We start from the raw sequence: 14,958 nt of genomic DNA, 5'->3' as shown, positions 1-14,958 counted from the left end.
GGGAGTCGCGAGTCCTCGCGGGCGCTCGGGCGCATCGCGCGGCGGGAGTCGCGACGCCTGGCGGGCGATGAGGCGCATGCCCAAGAACGGGGACAGCTCGGCTCAGCGCGAGCGGCTCTTGCCCTTCTTGACGCTGCCGCCGCCCGCGCTCTTGCCGTGCTTGCCGCGGCCGGTGCCCTCGCGGATGCGGCTGGGATCGCGCGGCGGCTTCGCGCTCGAGGCGAGCGCCGCGCGCAGCATGTCGATGGTCGCGCTCGACTGCGCGCCCGCGCCGCGGCGCAGCCTCTCGATCGCCTGCTCGATCGCGGCGCGCACGTCGGGATGCGTCGCCTCGGTGCAGCGCACGCGCAGCCACTCGATGCCGTCGGGCTCGCCGCGCATCGCGACCGCGACGTGCGCGAGGGCGCCGGGCAGCGACGCGAGGATGCGGCGGCGCGCGGGCGAGCGCTCGGCCGCGCGCGGTGCGTCGCGCACTTCTTCGATCGTGCGCTCGATCCAGGCGAGCAGGGCAGGGCGATCCTCCGAGCCGTCGATCGCGCGGGTCTCGGCGATCACGTCGAGCACCAGCGCGGCCGCTGCGTAGCGGTGGTCGCGATCGTCGTGCGCGAGCCAACCGTCGGCCTCGGCGACGAGACGATCGATGCGCCCCGGAGCGCGCGCCGCCCACGTGCCGAGCGCCGCGATGAGCCCGATGCGCACCGGCGCGCGATCGTCCGCGGTGAGCTCGAACACGCCGTTCCACGCGTCGCGGGCATCGGCGTCGAGGCGCGCCGCATATCCGTGGGCCGCGGCGATCGCGAGGAACACCCGCGCCTCGTCGGCCTTCGCGGGATCGGCGGCGAAGGTCGCGAGCACGCGCCGCGCGCCCTTGCCCTCGGTGCCGATCGCCTCGCCGAACGCGGCCGCGAGCGCGAGGTTCGGATTCGGCCCGGGCAGCCCTCCGTGGCGCGCCAGGAGCTCTCCGAGCCGCTGCTCGCGCCCTGCGAGCGCATCCGCGAGCGCCGCGCGCAGCTCCTCGCTCTTCAACCCGGAGATCGGTTCTCTGCCACTCATGCGGCGCGCACTGTAGTCCGAGACCGAGCCCTCCACACCGCCCGTCGCGTCCCGCGCTACGCGCGCGCCCGCGCCGTCTCGACTGCACGCGGCTCGTCGCGGTCCCGCGCGTTCGCGCGTGCCCGCGCCGTCTCGACTGCACGCGGCTCGTCGCGGTCCCGCGCGTTCGCGCGCGCCCGCGCCGTCTCGACTGCACGCGGCTCGTCGCGGTCCCGCGCTACGCGCGCGCCCGCGCCGTCTCGACTGCACGCGGCTCGTCGCGGTCCCGCGCGTTCGCGCGTGCCCGCGCCGTCTCGACTGCACGCGGCTCGTCGCGGTCCCGCGCTACGCGCGCGCCCGCGCCGTCTCGACTGCACGCGGCTCGTCGCGGTCCCGCGCGTTCGCGCGCGCCCGCTCCTTCTCGATCAGCGCGAACGCGAAGCGGAGCCCGGCCCAGTCCGGGCGAGTGCGCAGCAGAGCCCGAACCGCGAGCGCCCGGGCAGCGGCGAAGCGCGGACCGGCCGCGAGCCGTCTCGTCCTCACCAATCAAGACGGCAGAACCGCGGTACCGGGCGGGGGGTGGTGCCTCCGACGCCCTCGTGCGACGGGGGCTCGCAGACTCCGACCACAGACTGACGACAGCATCGCGGCAGAGCGCAACGCGCGCGCCGCGATGCGCCCACCGCGTCCCGACGCTCGCGCCGCGATCGAACAGCAGCCCGCGAGCACACCGGGCGTCGGAGGCACCACCCCCCGCCTCACGCCGAAGCCCCGCCGTGGTATAGCCGCGCCTCTATGTTGGACCTTCGTTGGGTCACCGAGAACCTCGAGGACGCGCGCAAGATGCTCGCGCGCCGCGGCCCCGCCGCCGCCGCCACCCTCGACCGCATCGCCGCGCTCGCACCGCGCCGTCGCCAGGCGATCACCGACCTCGAGCGCGCCCGCGCCGAGCGCAACGACACCAGCGCCGCGATGGCGAAGCTCGACAAGAAGAGCCCCGAGTTCGCGCAGCAGCGCGACGCGATGCGCGCGCTCGGCGATCGCATCAAGGAGCTCGAGGCGGAGACCAAGCGCATCGAGGGCGAGCTCGAGGAGCTCCTGCTCGAGGTGCCCAACGTCCCGCACGAGACCACGCCCGACGGCAGCGACGAGACCGCGAACGTCGTCGTCCACACGTGGGGCGACAAGCCGCGCTTCGACGGCTTCGCGCCGAAGGATCACCACGACCTCGGCGTCGGCCTGCGCATCCTCGACTTCGAGCGCGCCGCGAAGATCAGCGGCGCACGCTTCACCGTTCTGGTCGGCGCGGGCGCGCGGCTCGAGCGCGCGCTGCTGCAGCTCATGATGGACCTGCACGCGAACGACCACGGCTACACCGAGATGTGGCCGCCCGCGCTGATCCTCACGTCGGCGATGCGCGGCACCGGGCAGCTCCCGAAGTTCCAGGCGGACATGTTCCGCACCCAGCGCGCCGAGCTCGGCACCGAGGCGAGCCCCGAGGAGCGCGAGGCGAACGTGCTCTGGCTCGCGCCGACCGCCGAGGTGCCGGTCACGAACTATCACGGCGACGAGATCTTCGAGCCCGGCGAGCTCCCGAAGGCGTACTGCGCCTACACCGCGTGCTTCCGCGCGGAGGCGGGCACCTACGGCAAGGACACGCGCGGCCTCATCCGCCAGCACCAGTTCGACAAGGTCGAGCTCGTGCGCTTCAGCAACGCGAACGACGGGCTCGATCAGCTCGAGCAGCTGCGTCGTCACGCCGAGCGCGTGCTCGAGGTGCTCGGGCTGCACTACCGCACCGTCGCGCTGTGTGCCGGTGACCTCGGCTTCGGATCGCGCAAGACGTACGACCTCGAGGTCTGGCTGCCCGGACAGAACGCGTACCGCGAGATCTCGAGCTGCTCGTGGTTCGGCGACTTCCAGGCGCGCCGCGCGAAGATCCGCTATCGCGAGGAGCCCAAGGGCAAGCCCCAGCTCGCGCACACGCTCAACGGCTCGGGGCTCGCGATCGGCCGCACGCTCGTCGCGATCCTCGAGCAGAACCAGCAGGCCGACGGCAGCGTCGTGATCCCCGAGGCGCTGCGCCCGTACATGGGCGGCCTCGAGCGCATCACGCCGCGGGTGTGATGGAGGACCTCGGCACGCGCGTCCCGCTGGCGCCGTACACGACGCTCGAGCTCGGCGGGCCCGCCGCGTGCTTCGCGAGCGCGCACGACGTCGCCTCGCTGACGCGCCTGCTCGCGCACGCCGAGGAGCGCGAGATGCCCGTCGTGATCCTCGGCGGCGGCTCCAACCTCGTCGTCGCGGACACCGGCTTCGACGGGCTCGTGATCGCGATGCGCATGCGCGGCGTGACCACGACGCGGCAGGGCGACGTCGTGCTCGTCGAGGCCGCGGCGGGTGAGCCCTGGGACGAGCTCGTCGATCGCACGACGCTCGAGGGGCTCGCCGGGCTCGAGTGCCTGAGCGGCATCCCCGGTCTCGTCGGCGCCACACCGATCCAGAACGTCGGCGCCTACGGCCAGGAGGTCGCCGACACGATCGCGTCGGTGCGCGTGCTCGATCGCGTCGAGAAGCGCGTCGTCGAGCTCACGCCCGCGCAGTGCGAATTCGGGTACCGCGACTCGATGTTCAAGCGCGACCCCGAGCGCTACGTCGTGCTCTCGGTCGTGTTCGCGCTGGTGCCCGACGGCGCCGCGACCGTGAGGTACGCCGAGCTCGCGCGCGCGCTCGAGGGCCGGCCGCGCGACGTGCGCACGGTGCGCGAGACCGTGATCGCGCTGCGCCGCGCCAAGTCGATGGTGATCGATCCCGTCGATCCGAACCGCCGCAGCGCGGGCTCGTTCTTCACGAACCCGATCGTCGACGCGTCGATCGCCGACGCGCTCTCCGCGCAGCACGAGAACATGCCGCGATGGCCGCAGCCCGACGGTCGCGTGAAGCTCGCGGCGGGCTGGCTCATCGAGCGCGCGGGGATCACCAAGGGCCTGCGTCGCGGCCACGTCGGCATCTCGACGAAGCACGCGCTCGCGCTGGTGCACCACGGCGGCGGCACCACGACCGAGCTGCTCGCGCTCGCGAGCGAGGTGCAGGACGCGGTGCGCGCACGCTTCGGCGTCGAGCTCCACCGCGAGCCGGTGCTCTGGCGCTGACTAGAACGTCCCGCGCACGCCGACGCTGCCGGGCCCGACCGTCACCTCGACGTTCCCCTGCGGCTCCTGCTCGCCGTCCGCCGCGCCGGTCAGATCGACCACGCCCCACGCCACGCCGACGCCGAGCAACACGCCGCCGGCGACGAGCCCGATGTTCGCGCCGATCGCGAGGGTCTGCGCCTCGTCGAAGAGCCCCACCGCCTCGACCTGCGTCTCCGCGTCGGCCGCTTCGGCGTGACGCTCCATCGCGACGATGCCCACCGCGAGCGCCGCGCCCAGCCCCGCCACGCCCACGCCCGCGACGACCCACGGCCACGGGCTCGGCTCCGCGTCGCGACGACGGCGCTCCTCGGCTTCGGCGCGCCTTCGCGCCTCCGCCTGCTCGGCCGCGACACGCGCTCGCTCCGCCTCGGCCTCTCTCGCACGCGTCGCGTCTTCCTCCTCGCGACGCACGCGCACCCGCTCCGCCTCGGCATCCGCGAGCTCGCGCTCGATCGCGTCGACGCGCTCGCGCACGAGCGATGCGTTCTCCGCGGCCGGTGCCTGCTCGAGGTAGAGCCGATACGCGTCGCGCGCGCGCTCGAGCGCACGTGCCCCTTCGTGTGCGCGTCCGAGGTTGTAGAGCAGGATGGGCTCGTGGCTCAGCGCGTACGCCTCGCCGAGGAGCGCTGCAGCCGCGTCGAAGCGCCCCTCGGAGTACGCGAGCGCCGAGCGCTCGAAGAGCACCGATGCGCGCTCGACCTCCTCGCGCGTCGGTGGCGGCGCGACCTCCTGTGCCGCCGCACGCGGCACGAGCTGCGTCCACGTCGACGCGAAGACGAGCGCGATCACGCCCGCGACCTGCAACCCCCCGATTGCTCGCACGCTTGCCGCATGTAGACGCGGACCTTGGCGCTCCAAACGTCCTCCCTATCTACAACGGACATGGGGGTGGCAGCGGTCGACGAATCGATTCCTTTGCGCATCGGGCCTTACCGCGTTCTCGCGAGGCTCGCGGCGGGCGGCATGGCGGAGATCTATCTCGCCAAGCGCAGTGGCGTCGCAGGCTTCGAGCGTGCGGTCGTCATCAAGCGCATGCTCCCGCACCTCGCGCACGAGCCAGAGCTACGCACGACGCTGCTCGACGAAGCGCGCCTGATGTCGCGCCTGCGTCATCCGAACATCGTCAGCGTGCAGGAGTTCTCGCGCGACTCGCGCGACTTCTATCTCGTGATGGAGTACCTGCGCGGCGAGAGCCTCTCGGGGATCCGCCGTGAGCTGCTCGGTCGCAACGAGCGCCTCGATCCCGCGCTCGGGACGCTGATCATCTCCGAGATGTGCGCAGGCCTGCACGCCGCGCACGAGGTCTGCGACGAGTCGGGCAAGCCACTGCAGGTCGTCCATCGTGACGTCTCTCCGCAGAACGTCTTCATCACCTTCGACGGAGAGGTGAAGCTCCTCGACTTCGGCATCGCGTGCTTCGAGGACCGCTCGGCGCACACGAAGACCGGGATGACGAAGGGCAAGTTCGCATACATGTCGCCCGAGCAGTTCGCGGGCGAGAAGCTCGATCGCCGCGCCGACGTGTTCGCCGCGGGCGCGATGCTCCACGAGCTCCTCACCGGCAAGCGCCTCTTCGCGCGCGAGTCGGAGGCGCAGGTGCTCAAGGCGGTCCTCCACGATCCGATCCCGCTGCCGAGCCAGGTCGCGGACGACGACGTGCTGATCCCCGAGTCGCTCGACGAGATCTGCATGAAGGCGCTCGCGCGCGATCGCGTGGATCGTTTCCCGACCGCCGAGGCGATGCGCGATGCGCTGCGCGAGCTGATGCCGCAGCTCGACCCGCGACAGCGCGCGCACGAGCGGCTCGTCGAGCTCACGCGGCGCGTGCTCCCGCATCGCTTCGCGGAGACCGAGGAGCTGATGCGCTGCGCGGCGCGCAACAGCCCGTCGGAAGAGTTCGACGCGATGACCGTCACCGAGCTCTCCGGGCTCGTCTCGACCGACGGTCCGCCGCGCTCGGGCGACATCGACGTGCAGGTCGTGCTCGACGGCGATCGCCCCACGTCGCCGCAGCGCCCGGTGCGGCTGTACGAGCGATCGCTGCGCGGCTGGGCCTTCGCCGGTTCGCTCGTCGGGCTCGCGCTGCTCGGTGCGTTCGGGTTCGCCCTCCTGCCGCGCGCGAACGCGGGAACGACGACCGCGCCGCCGATCGCCGAGCGCGCCCCCTCCGAGCCGGTGCGACCGTCGCCGCCGCTCGAGATCTCGCCGCCACCGCTCGAGCCCGCGCCCGCGCCCATCCCCGCGACGGTCTCGATCCAGATCGAGAGCACCCCACCGCGCGCACAGGTCACGATCGGCGGCGAGCTCCGCGGCACGACGCCGCTCACCATCGAGCTGCCGCGCGACACCGCGCCGGTCGAGGTCGTCGTCGAGCGCATCAACCACCAGCCGAGCGAGCACACGATCATCCCCGAGCGCGATCAACGGCTCGTCGTGCGCCTGCGGGAGCGCCCCGTCGCGCGCCCCCGCCCCCGCTTCTACTCGTTCGATTGAACGGATCGAGCCGCGCCGTCGGAAGATCGGCTCGCCCTCGCGCTCTGCTCCCGTCCGGGACCCGCGGGACGAGCACTCATGCAAGGGCTCAGCGCGCGAAGAGCTCGTCGCGCGCGCGCTCCGTGATCGCCAGCACCGCCGGGTGCTTGATGCGGCGATCCACCGTGATGACGTAGAAGCGCTGCCGCACGTCCTCGAGCTCACCGACTCGCTGCACGCGGTACTGCTCGCGGATCTCGTCCTCGATGACCGAGGGCGCCGCGAACACCCCGACGCCCGCGCGCCCGAACGCGCCGAGCAGCGCGTAGTCCTGGAATTCCCCGCGGATCCGCGGACGGATCGAGCGCTCCTCGAGCCATCGCTCGATCGCGCGGCGCATGAACGTGCTCTCGATCGGCACGAGCAGCGGCTCGCCCTCGAGCGAGTGCGGGAAACGCCGGCGGAGTCGGCGCGCGGTCGCGGGCGCCGCGAAGAACGTGACGCCGCACTCGCCGAGCAAGTGGCTGTACGCGCGGATCGGAGAGCCCGACTCGACCGGCGCCTCGGCGATCACCGCGTCGATCGCGTGCACCGCGAGATCGGCGAGCAGCCGATCCTGACGATCCTCGTAGCAGACGAGGCGCAGCTCGCTCGCGAGCTCGAGCGCGGGCTGGAGCAGGCGCTGCACGATCAGCTTCGGCACCTCGTCGGCCGCGCCCACCACGAGACGCGGGTGTCGCCGCGTGGGCAGCCCCTCGAGCGACTCCTGCAGCTCGCTGCCGAGCGAGAAGATCTCGTCGGCGTAGCGCATCACGTGCGCGCCCGTGTCGGTGAGCACGAGCTTGCCGCCGCGCCGGTGGAAGAGCTGCACCTCGAGCGCGTCCTCGAGCGCCTTGAGCTGTCCGCTGAGCGTCGGCTGCGCGAGGCGCAGCTTGCGGCTCGCCGCGGACACGCTGCCCTCGCGCGCGATGGTCCAGAAGTAGAGCAGGTGGTGGTAGTTCAGCCACTTCATCCCGCGCCTCCGTGACCATCGGTTTTCGCGATGGACGTTGCTCTATTTATCTCTTCGCCAATAGGCGCGCGAGCCACTAGGAACAGGATGTCTGCTTGTGGCGGAGGGCGTGATGGACGTCGTGGATGGAGCAATCCGCGCATCGTCGCCGGATCGGTGCGTGCTCGAGCCGGGTCGGAGTCCCGCGCGGTCGGCATGAGGCGGCGCCGTGAGCCCGGTCGTGGGCCGGGCTTCGACGGACGTGCGCCGAGCGCGAACGGCTCGGAGATCGGGGCAGCGCTCGGTCATCTGCTCGCGGTCGGGGCGGCCGCCGCGCTCACGACGATGTCGCGCGATCAGCCCGCGCGCGCCCTCGCGATCGTCGCGTTCCTCGTCGGGTGGGCGCTCGTCGCGCACGCCGAGAGCCGTGTCGAGGTGCAGCGGCGCCCGCTTCCCCGCGATGCCTCCAAGGAGATCCCGCGTTGTCCGAACGACCGCTACCACTGATCGCCTGGCTCGCGTTCTTCGCGTTCGTCGTCGCGATGCTCGCGCTCGACCTCGGTGTCCTCCACCGGTCGACGCGCACCGTGTCGATGCGCGAGGCGGCGCGCTGGAGCGCGATCTGGGTGGGGCTCGCCATCGGCTTCGACGGGCTGGTGTGGGCCACGCTCGGCGCGGGCCCCGCGATCGACTTCGCGACCGCGTACGTCATCGAGAAATCACTCTCGGTCGACAACCTCTTCGTGTTCCTCGTCGTGTTCGGCGCGCTGCGCATCGGCCCCGAGCACCAACACCGCGTGCTCTTCTGGGGCATCCTCGGCGCGCTCGTCATGCGCGGCGCGATGATCGCGGCCGGGCTCGAGCTGCTCTCGCGCTTCCACTGGCTGATCTACGTGTTCGGCGGCGTCCTCGTCGTCACCGGGCTCAAGCTGCTGCGCGGCTGGTTCCGCGGCGAAGAGGACGAAGAGGCGGCGCTCGAGAACGGGCGCTTGTTCCGCTTCGTGCGCCGCTGGATCCCGTCGACACCGTCGCTCCACGGCGGACGCTTCTTCGTCGTCGAGAACGGGCGTCGCCTCGCCACGCCGCTGCTCGTCGCGCTCGTGCTCGTCGAGCTCACCGACGTCGTGTTCGCGCTCGACTCGATCCCCGCGGTGGTCGCGGTGAGCCGCGATCCCTTCATCGTCTTCACGTCGAACGTCTTCGCGATCCTCGGCCTGCGGAACCTCTACTTCCTGCTCGCGGGCGCGGTCGAGAAGCTCCATCACCTCAAGCTCGGTCTCTCCGCGGTGCTCGTGTTCGTCGGCGCGAAGATGGCGCTCGTCGACGTCGTGTCGATCTCGCCGCTCGCCTCGCTCGCGATCGTCGCGACGATGCTCGGGCTGCCCTTCGTGCTCGGCCGCGCTCGCCGCGCCTGATCCCGTGTCTTCCCCTGGCGCGCGCCGCGCTCGTCGCGGCGCGCGTCGTCTTTTTTTCGCGTCTGGAGGAGCTGATGCAGAACACCGAGAACACCGACGTCGCGGAGCTCGTGCTGCTCGTCGACGACGACCTGACGACCCTGCGCGAGATGCGTCGCGTGCTCGAGGAGATCGGGCTTCGCGTGCTCGCGTTCACCGCGGCGAGCCCCGCGCTCGCGGCCGCGCTCTCGCGCCGTCCCGACGCGATCGTGGTCGCGCACTCCGGGATCCACGTCGAGGGTCTCGCGCTCGCCGATCGCATCCGCGCCGCGCGCGGCGACGATGCGCCCGCGTTCGTCGCGATCGCGCGCTCTCCCGCGGCGCTCGGCCCGATCGCACGCCGCGCCTACGACGTGATCCTGCGCAAGCCGGCCCGCGTCGCCGACCTCGTGCGCGCGATCGACGACGCGCTCGTGCTGCGCGAGGCGAGGCTCCCGATGCGTGTCCCGCGCCGCGCCCGCGCGGGCGAGTGATCAGGGCAGCACGCCCGCTTCGCGCGATCGCCCGAGATCGCGTGGCGGCGCGCTCCCCGGCGCCGCGCCGAGCCGGCGAACGCGCACTCCGCTCGCCGCGATCCGCGCGAGCGCGCCGTCCTCGCCGACCACGTCGCACGCCGGCAGCGCCACGAACGCGCGGCCTTCCTCGAGCTGCGCCGTGATCAGCGCCGACCACGCATCGATGCGCGCCGCACGCTCGGCCCGGCGCGCGTCCGCGAGCGCACCTTCGCCGAGCGACGCCTCGCACGCGCTCGCGAGCGCGTGATCGTCCGCCGACGCATACGCGCTCCGCAGCGTGCTCCATCGCGCGCGCCACGCCTCCACGTTCGCCAGCGCGTCGCGGAGCCCTTCGAGCGACGCCTCGCGCGGGATCGCCGCGAGCCGCGCCGCCGCCTGCTCGTGGGTGTCGATCGCCACGATCGGCGCGCCCTGCATCCTCGCCCACGCGAGCACGTCGCCGATCACGCTCGAGGTCGAGATCGCGTGCGGCACCGGGTTGCGTCCGTCCGCCTCGGCCTCGACCTCCGCCATCCGCACCCGCACCAGGTGCTCGACCAGGATCATCGGCGGGATGCGCCGCAGCGACTCGTCGGGGAGCGCCGGGCCGAGCTGCGCGCGCAGCGCCGTCCACTCCTCCGCGCCGAGCATCCGATCGAGCCGATCGCGCCGGCCCATCAGCGCGCTCTCGGGCACCTGATCGAGCGGCACCGCCTCGCGCGGATCGAACGTCGTGACGATCGCGCGCGACAGATCGAGCGCGCCGTCGTGCGGCTCGGGCAGCGCGTGCCGCATCGTCGTCCCGAACGGCAACGCCGCGTGCACGTAGCTCGCCTCGGCCTCGTCGCCGATCTCCCAGAGCAGCACCGGCGGCGTCCACGCGTCGCGCTGACGCTCTGCGAGCCGCGTCTCCTCGAGCGTCTCCTGTCGCGACACGTCGGCGCTCTCGACGCGCCGTGGAGCGCTCCCGCCGCACGCGCAGAGCGCGACCACGAGCCCGATCACGCACGCGCGACGCAACGCCATCAGCCTCCGTACATCGACTCGGCGATCTTGTACGCGCTCAGCTCGAGCGACTGCAGCGCCTCGCGGATCGCGATCGCGTCGCCCTCCTCGAGCGTCGCCTTCAGCGTCGCGATGTCCCGCTTGACGACGTCGATCACGTTCGGCGGCACGAGCTCGGCGCACTCCACGACCGCCTTCTCGCTCGTGTAGAGCAGCGCGGCGGCGCTGTTCTTCAGCTCGGCGAGCTCCTTGCGCTTCGCGTCGCTCTGCTTGTGCTTCTCCGCGTCGCCGACGAGCCCTTCGATCTGTTCCTTGGTCAGACCGCTCGACGCGACGACGCGCACCTTCTGCTCGCGCCCGCTGCGGATGTCCTTCGCCGCGACGTGCACGATGCCGTCGGCGTCGATCTCGAAGCGCACCTCGATCTCCGGCACGCCGCGTGGCGCGGGCGGGATCGGCGCGAGCTCGAACTTCGCGAGCGACTTGTTGTCCGCCGCCATCTGGCGCTCGCCCTGGAGCACGTGGATCGGCACGAAGGGCTGGTTGTCGACGCTCGTCGTGAAGATCTCCGACGCGGCGCTGGGGATCGTCGTGTTGCGCGTGATCAGCGTGTGGAAGATCCCGCCGCCGACCTCGACGCCGAGCGAGAGCGGCGTGACGTCGAGGAGCAGCACCTCCTCCATCTGACCTTCCATCGCCGCCGCCTGGATCGCGGCCCCCACCGCGACGACCTCGTCGGGGTTCACGCCCTTGTGCGGCGCGCGCCCGAAGAACTCGCTCACCTTGCGCACGACGAGCGGCATGCGCGTCATGCCGCCGACGAGGATCACCTCGTCGATGTCCTTCGTCGCGACGCCCGCGTCCTTGAGCGCCTTCGCGCAGGGCCCGAGCGTGCCCTCGACGAGATCGCCCACGAGGATCTCGAGCTCGCTCCGCCGCAGCGCGCTCACGAGGTGCTTCGGCCCGGTCGCGTCCGCCGCGATGAAGGGCAGGTTGATCTCGGTCTCGAGCGCGGTGGAGAGCTCGTGCTTCGCCTTCTCCGCCTGCTCCTTGAGGCGCTGCAGCGCGACCCGATCCTTGCGCAGATCGAGCCCGCGGTTCTCCTTCGCGAACGTGCTCGCGAGGTGATCGACGAGCACGCGATCGAAGTCCTCGCCACCGAGGTGCGTGTCGCCGTTCGTCGAGAGCACCTTGAACACGCCGTCGGCGATCTCGAGGATCGAGATGTCGAACGTGCCGCCGCCGAGGTCGTAGACCGCGATGCGCCCGTTCTTCTTCTTCTCGAGCCCGTACGCGAGCGCCGCGGCGGTCGGCTCGTTGATGATCCGCTTGATCTCGAGCCCGGCGATCTTGCCCGCGTCGCGCGTCGCCTGGCGCTGCGCGTCGTCGAAGTACGCGGGCACCGTGACCACCGCGCCGTCGACCTTCGTGCCGAGGTAGGCCTCGGCCGTCTCCTTCATCTTCGCGAGCACCATCGCGGAGACCTCGGGTGGCGAGAGCTCGCGCTCGCCGATCGCCACCCACGCATCGCCGTTCATCGCCTGCACGACGCGGTACGGCACCGACTGCGCGTGGCGCTTCGCCTCCGAGCTCTCGAAGCGCCGGCCCATCAGGCGCTTCACCGCGAACACGGTGTTCTCCGGGTTCGTGACCGCCTGACGCCGCGCGACGCTGCCCACCCGCCGCTCGCCGTCGCGCGTGAACGCGACGACGGACGGCGTGGTGCGCGAGCCCTCGGCGTTCGGGATCACGATCGGCTCGCCGTTCTCGACGATCGCGACGCACGAGTTCGTCGTGCCGAGATCGATGCCGATGACCTTGCTCATGACGCCCGAACGAGAGCCCAATCGTACACAAGTGCCGCGCGGGGGCGCGGGCGAATCAGGCGCTCGCGCTCGGCTTGCGCGCGACCACGACCATCGCGGGACGGACCAGGCGATCACCGAGCTTGTAGCCGGGGACGACCTCCGCGATCACCGTTCCCGGCGGGTGCTCGTCGGTCTCGGTCTGCTGGATGGCGTCGTGCACCGAGGGATCGAAGCGCTGACCGACCGTGGGCACGCGCGTGATGCCGATGCGCTGGGTCTGATCCTCGAAGAGCTTGAGGACCATCTTGATGCCGTCGACGATCGCCGCGACGTCGCTCGCCGCGCCCGCCGCCTGCACCGCGCGCTCGAGGTTGTCGAAGACGGGCAGCATCTCGCGCACGGCGTCCTCGCGCCCGCGACGCTCCGCGTCCTCCAGCTCCTTCTTCGTGCGCTTCCGGAAATTGTCGTAGTCCGCCGCCGTGCGCAGGAGCTGCTCCTTCAGGCGATCGCGCTCCTCGCGCAGCGCGTTCGCGAGCCCGGCGGAATCGGCGTCGGTCAGCGTCTCGGTCCCGCTCGGCGCGTCCTCCGCGTCGATCAGCGTGGCCGTGGTGTCGTCCCGTTCTTCTCCGCTCACGTCCTGAGGCTCCTTCGACTCGATCGCTCGAGATCGAGTGGCATGGGGCCCCCGACTGTAAGCAGCCATCCTCTCCACCTCAAGCACCCCGCACGTTCGAGAGCGCGGACGGTGCTCGGGTGCTCACGCTCCCGATGCTTCGCCGAGCGGGGGCTCGTCGTCGTCGTCGCGCAGCGAGTCGCCGTTCAGCACGTCGGTCGTGATCTGCGCGGCGAAGCTCACGAGGGGCATCAGCTTCGCGTAGTCCATGCGCGTCGGGCCGATGATCCCGAGGCTCCCCGCGCGCACGCCGCCCGCGCGGTAGTTCGCGGAGATCACGCCGACGTCGGGCACGTCGACGATGTTCGCCTCGGACCCGAGCAGCACCTGCACGCCGCCCGCGGCGAGGGTGCGATCGAGCAGATCGAGGAGCTTCTCCTTCTCCTCGAACGCGCGCAGGAAGCCGCGGATCTTCTCGGCATCCACGAACTCCGGGCGATCGAAGAGCACACCCTGGCCCTCGATGATCACGTCCTCTTCGCGCGCCGGTCCCGCCGTCGCGGCGTCGAGCATCTGCTTGGCGCGCCGCCCGAGGCGATCGTACGCGCCGCGCTCGTCGGCCATCGCGCGCGCGAGCTCCTCGCGCACCTCGCGCAGCGTGCGCTCGGTGAGCAGCGACGAGAGCAGGTTGTGGATGCGCTCCATGTCGCTCGCGTCGGGGAGCTCCGGCACCTCGACGATGCGGTTCTGGATCGTGCCCGAGCGCGTCACGATCACCGCGAGGACCTGCTTCTCCGAGAGCGGCATGAAGCGGATCTGCGTGACCTGCTCGACCTCGGTGCGCGGCCGCGACACGAGCGCTGCCGCGCCGGTGAGCGACGCGAGCAGCCGTCCCGCCTCGCGAAGCACGTCGTCCACGCCGGGACGGAGCTGCCGCATGCGCGCCAGGATCGCCGCACGATCCTCGGCCGCGACCTCGCGCATCTGCGAGAGCGCGTCGATGAACACGCGGAAGCCGACCTCGGTGGGCACCCGGCCCGCGCTGTGGTGCGGCTGGGCGAGACAGCCCGCTTCCTCGAGGTCCGCGAGCTCGTTGCGGATCGTCGCGGGCGAGAGATTGATGCCGTAGCGCTTCGAGAGCCGGCGCGATCCGACGGGCTCGCCGGTCGCGATGTACTCCGACACGACCGCGTAGAGGATCCGACGGGCCCGATAGCTCAGCTCGGGCCTTCGCAGCGGGACCACGGTCGGTTGGAAGGGCGCGGACGGCATCGTCATGTGACGACTACGGAATTGCTAGAAGTACACACCGCTGGTGTCAAGCGAGATGGCAAATCGCCCCCGGATCCACGGATCGCGTGCCGGGCGAGCGTCGAATTCGGATCGGAGCGGGAGCGCGCGCGGTGCGTCTCGCGAAAACACTCGTTTTTCCGATCGCACCTGTGCCTTCGTGCAGGCGTCTCGTGCCGAAGCCTTGTTGACACCGAGCGAGGCCGCTATCCTCTGGCCTGTTCGATCCGGATTCTCCGGAGCGGACACCCCACAGAGCACGGCGGATGGGCCACCACAGCCCCGCAATGGTGCGAAATCCCGAGGAAACCGAAAGGTTTCCCCGAACGGGCGTCGAAAGGCTCCCGGGGATTCCTGCCGTGACGCACGAGGGGGTGCTCGCGGCTCGAGCGCAGGATGCGTTCGCCTCGTCTCGTCTCTTCCGAGCCGTGCTCGGAGGAGCGTCGACGATCGGCGCGCCGGCGTTCGTGCATGAGCGCCCCCCCGCCATGGAACGCCTCGACGCGAGCGCGGCCATTCGCTGCCGCAGCCCGGAGGCGCCGGCATTTGCCGGGGAGGGAGAAGGCCAGTGAATAGTACGCAGTGTTTCTCGAAGATCGTGTTCG

At 71.7% G+C, this 14,958-nt stretch carries 13 protein-coding genes; 6 read left to right on the top strand and 7 right to left on the bottom strand.

Annotated elements, in window-relative coordinates:
• Positions 1–102: 102 nt before the first annotated feature.
• Positions 103–1,053, bottom strand: coding sequence for a hypothetical protein (locus I5071_RS21425; protein ID WP_236607365.1), 951 nt, complete (start codon positions 1,051–1,053; stop codon positions 103–105).
• A gap of 774 nt (positions 1,054–1,827) precedes the next feature.
• Here I5071_RS21425 and serS point away from each other — a divergent pair.
• Positions 1,828–3,159, top strand: a complete 1,332-nt coding sequence (serS, locus tag I5071_RS21420; RefSeq protein WP_236607364.1) for a serine--tRNA ligase — start codon at positions 1,828–1,830, stop codon at positions 3,157–3,159.
• Positions 3,159–4,184, top strand: coding sequence for a UDP-N-acetylmuramate dehydrogenase (locus I5071_RS21415; RefSeq protein WP_236607363.1), 1,026 nt, complete (start codon positions 3,159–3,161; stop codon positions 4,182–4,184). The genes serS and I5071_RS21415 overlap by 1 nt, the downstream gene beginning before the upstream one ends.
• Here I5071_RS21415 and I5071_RS21410 read toward each other — a convergent pair whose 3' ends face one another.
• Complete coding sequence (locus tag I5071_RS21410) at positions 4,185–5,048, bottom strand: hypothetical protein (protein ID WP_236607362.1); 864 nt, start codon at positions 5,046–5,048, stop codon at positions 4,185–4,187.
• Positions 5,049–5,072: 24 nt separating this feature from the next.
• Between I5071_RS21410 and I5071_RS21405 the strand changes: the two genes are divergently transcribed.
• Entirely contained in the window at positions 5,073–6,719 is a 1,647-nt protein-coding gene (locus I5071_RS21405; RefSeq protein WP_236607361.1) for a serine/threonine protein kinase, read from the top strand.
• Positions 6,720–6,807: 88 nt separating this feature from the next.
• Here the strand turns inward: I5071_RS21405 and nhaR are convergent, their stop codons facing one another.
• Positions 6,808–7,710, bottom strand: a complete 903-nt coding sequence (gene nhaR, locus I5071_RS21400; RefSeq protein ID WP_236607360.1) for a transcriptional activator NhaR — start codon at positions 7,708–7,710, stop codon at positions 6,808–6,810.
• A 195-nt stretch (positions 7,711–7,905) separates the two neighbouring features.
• On the opposite strand from nhaR, the gene I5071_RS21395 reads away from it, so the two are divergent.
• The 3 genes from I5071_RS21395 to I5071_RS21385 all read left to right on the top strand — a co-directional run bounded on the left by I5071_RS21395 (position 7,906) and on the right by I5071_RS21385 (position 9,616).
• Entirely contained in the window at positions 7,906–8,196 is a 291-nt protein-coding gene (locus I5071_RS21395) for a hypothetical protein (protein ID WP_236607359.1), read from the top strand.
• A 35-nt stretch (positions 8,197–8,231) separates the two neighbouring features.
• Complete coding sequence (locus I5071_RS21390; protein ID WP_236607666.1) at positions 8,232–9,104, top strand: TerC family protein; 873 nt, start codon at positions 8,232–8,234, stop codon at positions 9,102–9,104.
• Between the two features lie 74 nt (positions 9,105–9,178).
• Positions 9,179–9,616 carry a hypothetical protein gene (locus tag I5071_RS21385; protein ID WP_236607358.1) on the top strand — a complete coding sequence of 146 codons (438 nt, stop codon included), beginning with the start codon at positions 9,179–9,181 and terminating at the stop codon, positions 9,614–9,616.
• On the opposite strand, the gene I5071_RS21380 is transcribed toward I5071_RS21385, so the two are convergent.
• From I5071_RS21380 to hrcA, 4 genes are all read right to left on the bottom strand, one after another.
• Complete coding sequence (locus I5071_RS21380; RefSeq protein ID WP_236607357.1) at positions 9,617–10,663, bottom strand: TraB/GumN family protein; 1,047 nt, start codon at positions 10,661–10,663, stop codon at positions 9,617–9,619.
• Complete coding sequence (dnaK, locus tag I5071_RS21375) at positions 10,663–12,468, bottom strand: molecular chaperone DnaK (RefSeq protein WP_236607356.1); 1,806 nt, start codon at positions 12,466–12,468, stop codon at positions 10,663–10,665. The genes I5071_RS21380 and dnaK overlap by 1 nt, the downstream gene beginning before the upstream one ends.
• A 55-nt stretch (positions 12,469–12,523) precedes the next feature.
• Positions 12,524–13,084 (bottom strand): nucleotide exchange factor GrpE, encoded by a 561-nt coding sequence (locus I5071_RS21370; protein WP_236607355.1) that lies wholly within the window; start codon positions 13,082–13,084, stop codon positions 12,524–12,526.
• 123 nt (positions 13,085–13,207) lie between these two features.
• Positions 13,208–14,341 (bottom strand): heat-inducible transcriptional repressor HrcA, encoded by a 1,134-nt coding sequence (hrcA, locus tag I5071_RS21365; RefSeq protein ID WP_236607354.1) that lies wholly within the window; start codon positions 14,339–14,341, stop codon positions 13,208–13,210.
• Positions 14,342–14,958 lie beyond the last annotated feature (617 nt).

Source organism: Sandaracinus amylolyticus, assembly GCF_021631985.1.
Classification (GTDB): Bacteria; Myxococcota_A; Polyangia; order Polyangiales; family Sandaracinaceae; genus Sandaracinus; species Sandaracinus amylolyticus_A.
The sequence above is the reverse complement of the archived record's forward strand: the minus strand, read 5'-3'. Positions and strand labels throughout refer to the sequence as shown.

Excerpts from the sequence above, each read along its gene's own strand:
- I5071_RS21425 (WP_236607365.1), bottom strand. The coding sequence starts at position 1,053 with ATGAGTGGCAGAGAACCGATCTCCGGGTTGAAGAGCGAGGAGCTGCGC.
- serS (WP_236607364.1), top strand. The coding sequence starts at position 1,828 with ATGTTGGACCTTCGTTGGGTCACCGAGAACCTCGAGGACGCGCGCAAG.
- I5071_RS21415 (WP_236607363.1), top strand. The coding sequence starts at position 3,159 with ATGGAGGACCTCGGCACGCGCGTCCCGCTGGCGCCGTACACGACGCTC.
- nhaR (WP_236607360.1), bottom strand. The coding sequence starts at position 7,710 with ATGAAGTGGCTGAACTACCACCACCTGCTCTACTTCTGGACCATCGCG.
- I5071_RS21395 (WP_236607359.1), top strand. The coding sequence starts at position 7,906 with ATGAGGCGGCGCCGTGAGCCCGGTCGTGGGCCGGGCTTCGACGGACGT.
- I5071_RS21390 (WP_236607666.1), top strand. The coding sequence starts at position 8,232 with ATGCTCGCGCTCGACCTCGGTGTCCTCCACCGGTCGACGCGCACCGTG.
- I5071_RS21385 (WP_236607358.1), top strand. The coding sequence starts at position 9,179 with ATGCAGAACACCGAGAACACCGACGTCGCGGAGCTCGTGCTGCTCGTC.
- I5071_RS21380 (WP_236607357.1), bottom strand. The coding sequence starts at position 10,663 with ATGGCGTTGCGTCGCGCGTGCGTGATCGGGCTCGTGGTCGCGCTCTGC.
- dnaK (WP_236607356.1), bottom strand. The coding sequence starts at position 12,468 with ATGAGCAAGGTCATCGGCATCGATCTCGGCACGACGAACTCGTGCGTC.
- hrcA (WP_236607354.1), bottom strand. The coding sequence starts at position 14,341 with ATGACGATGCCGTCCGCGCCCTTCCAACCGACCGTGGTCCCGCTGCGA.